Raw genomic sequence first — 3719 nt, forward strand, 5'->3', positions numbered from 1 at the left:
CAAGATCCACCTCCGCGTCAACGGTGCGGGCCTGCCCATGAGGTCCGAGATCACGCCCGGCCAGACATCGGATTACCTTGGCTTCGACATGGTCATGGCCGACAACCTGCCCGAACCGTCAGTTCTCCTCGCCGATCGCGGCTATGACTCTGACAGAGTTCGCAAAACCATGGAGGCTCGCAACGTGGTGCCGGTCATCCCAATGCGCAAGACCCGCAAGCTGCGCGTGGCCGTCGACCGCACACTCTACCGGCTGCGCAACCTCGTCGAGCGCTGCTTCAACAAGCTCAAGAACGCCCGCCGTGTCGCCACCCGCTACGACAAGACTGCCGAAAGCTTCCTGGGCTTCATCGACATAACCTCGATCCGCCTCTGGCTCCGCCAATTGTCAACATGACCTAGTCGGCGTCCTGCCTCGCCGCAAGCCAGGTTCCTCTGACACCGCCCATTTTTCGCCAAATCGAGTCCGACCGTGATAATCTCCGACATGACCGCTCTGCTTTGTGGATCATCGCAAACCCACCTTGGCACACCGATGCCTTCGGGTGGCGGTCACACCATATGAGCCGATTGACCGCCTCTTGTGACGTTGCTTGTATTTCCTCACGGATGTGAAAAGTTTGAAGAAACTACGGTCCTGAATAACTTCAAGGAAAGAAGGCACCATGCAATCTGCCAAGTCGCGTTTCACGAAGCCGGTCACGCCCTTAGGAAAGCTTGGCATATGCCGGACTGCTCTCTTCGCCGTCATGGCTTTGTTTCTGGCGTCCTGTGCCACAGGGCCCGGCGACTACACAAAGACGGTAACGCGGTCGCTTGAGAACACGGAGGGTACATTTCTGGCGCGCGCGGTTGCGCGTGCGGGTGATCCGAGAGATGGGCGCACCGGTGTTAAACTCGTTGCGGATGGTCCGGAGGCTCTTGAGTTGCGGCTTGCCATAGCAGAAAAAGCCGAGCGAACTATCGACGCGCAATATTACCTCCTGCACAATGATGAGGCCGGGCATCTTTTTGCATGGAGCCTTGTGAAGGCGGCCGAACGGGGCGTTCGGGTTCGATTGCTAATCGACGATATGGACGTCGCGCAATACGACGCGATGTCGGCCGCTTTGGACAAGCACCCCAACATCGAAATCCGTCTGTTCAATCCTTTCAAGCGAGGCTTTGGGAAGAATGTCGCGTCGCTTTTTGAATTCAACCGCGTGACGCGACGCATGCACAACAAGTCCATGACAGGTGATGCCGTCTTATCGCTTGTCGGAGGACGAAATATCGGGAACGAGTATTTCGCAGCCGAAGAGGACAGCAATTATAACGACCTGGATGTTTTGGTTGCCGGCCCGGTCGCGGGTCAAGTTTCGCGCACTTTTGACGACTACTGGAACAGCACCTACGCCGTGCCGGTAAGCGTCGCGGTACAGGACCGTCGTAATGACCTGACACTTGAAGAAGCGATGACACGCCTGTCTTCGCTTGCGAATGCGGCCGAGAAATCGTCCTTCGGGAGTTCTCTGACAAAGGATGCGCGCAAAAGAATTGGGAGCTCACGCCTCGACCTGACATGGGTCCCCGCAAAGCTGATTGCAGATCCGCCGGAAAAAGCCGCTGGTGAGGCCGAGGCGGAGACTCTCGTCGCGGGACAACTGCTGCCTTATCTCGACCGCGCAAGATCGAGCCTATACGTTTCATCTGCATACTTCGTTCCACGCCAGAGAGGCGTCGATTATCTTTCGGCGCTGAGTGCTCGCGGGGTCGATGTCCACATTCTGACGAACTCCGTGGATTCGACTGACGTATTGCCAGTCTATGGAAAATATGCCCGTTCGCGCGAGGATTTGCTCTCAGCCGGTGTCAGTCTCTACGAACTCCGAGCGGACGCTGAACGCCAAGACCGCGAACGGTTGGGACTGGGCTTGTCGCAGTCGTCACTTCATACGAAGGCTTTCATTCTCGACGAGTCTTATCTCTTTGTGGGGTCTTTCAACTGGGATCCACGTTCTGTCTGGTTGAACAATGAAATGGGTATACTGATCGAGTCGCCCGTTCTTGCGAGGGAATGGCTCCCGTTTTTCAAGCGGCACCTCAGAAAAAATGCGTTCAAGCTTCAGCTCGATGAAACCGGGGGGATTGATTGGCTGACGTACCTGGAAGACGATGGCGTGAGTGTTTTGTACCGCGATGAGCCAACTTCATCGGGCTGGCGGTTATTCAAGAGCCGCGTTTACGGCGTGTTGCCTTTCGGCAAGCAGCTTTGACGGCATTGTCAGAGCAAACCCCGTTGAGCGGGCCTGGTGTGTTGATCGGCGTGGAATAAGGACCCCTGTGTTGGGGTGATCGGCGTCCAAACGGGACCCCCCTGATGCGAGGGTCCATCATGCTTCCGAGGGGTGCTGGCAGACGAATGCGAACCAGTCTCCACAAGGACAGGATAGCTTTCCCTTAACCCGCGCAAAGACCACGCCACTCGGCAAGAGCGGCGGCACGATTTCGTTTGAAACTGGCGCGTGGGTGGAGGCTGCGTTCCGTGTTGAAGAGGTTGTAGACCGAGGCGTGGACGGATGCGAATTTCTGGAGCGTTCGCATCCGCCGGAAGCGGAGCATCGCCCGCTCCCCCCTTCGAAATGGCTGGTGCGAGTTCTCCGCTCGGTTGTTCATCCACCGACGGGTTTCCTGGCGATCGACAATGCCGAGTACACCGAGCGCGGCGCCATAAGAGCGCAGACGGTCAGTCACGAATTCGTCGGCTCTACCGTGCCGCTTCAGTGATTTCCTCAAGAATTTCAGGGCGGCTTTCTTGTCACGCTTCTTGGTCACGAAGCTCTCGAGAACCTCACCTTCATGATCGACGGCTCGCCACAGGTAATGAAGTTCGCCGTTGATCTTCACGAACCCCTCGTCGAGATGCCAGCGCCAGCGGCTCGACCGCATGCCCTCGACGCGCCGTTTTCGGATCTCTGCCGCGAACATCGGGCCAAACCGATGCCACCAATACCGGACCGTCTCGTGGCAGATGTCGATGCCCCGCTCGTGCAGCAGGTCCTCGACATTGCGAAGTGACAGAGGGAAACGAATGTACATCATCACGGCCAGCCGGATGATCTCGGGCGACGTTTTAAAGTACCGGAAGCGCGAATGTTTGGTCATCCCAAAACGCTATCCAGCGCCCTGCCCGGCCTCAAGCCCAGTTCCTCTGACAGAGCCCCCGGAGAACATCGCTCCGGGCGTTTTGCGTTAGCCCCCTCCGAGGGTTCCTCCCTGGCCCATGTGTATGCGGGGGGCTGAGCGCAGAAGATCGCCAGCGACAGTGGATTTCACCGGGGAATCCACCCGGAATCCACCCGCGACGCAAACCTCAATAANCCCCTCCGAGGGTTCCTCCCTGGCCCATGTGTATGCGGGGGGCTGAGCGCAGAAGATCGCCAGCGACAGTGGATTTCACCGGGGAATCCACCCGGAATCCACCCGCGACGCAAACCTCAATAAGGTTTTTATTTACAGATAATTGCGTCGTGTCTGCAGTCTTTCAGAGTGGATTTTTGACCAAAACAGTAAAATCCACCGAGGAATCCAGTTTGGCCGGAATCCACCCCTTGGAATCCACCTCGGTAACCGGCGACACCGGGCAAAAAACAGACCATTTCCGGTCGTGTCAGATCGGCTCTTTCGCGGCGTAGAAACGGATGTCTGAGATCGCGATGTCGGCTTCGAATTCGCGGCCG

The 3719-nt window shown here is 57.4% G+C and carries 3 protein-coding genes; 2 read left to right on the forward strand and 1 reads right to left on the reverse strand.

The genetic code is table 11. The annotated features are described in order from the left end of the window. A partial coding sequence (locus tag R5H32_RS20730) for an IS5 family transposase (protein ID WP_318340534.1) occupies window positions 1-397 on the forward strand: 397 nt, incomplete at its 5' end. 268 nt (window positions 398-665) lie between these two features. After that, on the forward strand, window positions 666-2255 hold the full coding sequence (locus R5H32_RS20735; protein WP_318340535.1) for a phospholipase D family protein: 1590 nt from the start codon (window positions 666-668) through the stop codon (window positions 2253-2255). A gap of 184 nt (window positions 2256-2439) precedes the next feature. Here R5H32_RS20735 and R5H32_RS20740 read toward each other — a convergent pair whose 3' ends face one another. Then, window positions 2440-3144, reverse strand: a complete 705-nt coding sequence (locus tag R5H32_RS20740; protein ID WP_318340536.1) for an IS6 family transposase — start codon at window positions 3142-3144, stop codon at window positions 2440-2442. Between the last annotated feature and the right edge of the window lie 575 nt (window positions 3145-3719).

Source organism: Defluviimonas sp. D31 (genome assembly GCF_033436765.1).
Lineage (GTDB): Bacteria > Pseudomonadota > Alphaproteobacteria > Rhodobacterales > Rhodobacteraceae > Albidovulum.

Coding starts and splice junctions, on each gene's coding strand:
- R5H32_RS20740 (WP_318340536.1), bottom strand. CDS start 3,144: ATGACCAAACATTCGCGCTTCCGGTACTTTAAAACGTCGCCCGAGATC.
- R5H32_RS20735 (WP_318340535.1), top strand. CDS start 666: ATGCAATCTGCCAAGTCGCGTTTCACGAAGCCGGTCACGCCCTTAGGA.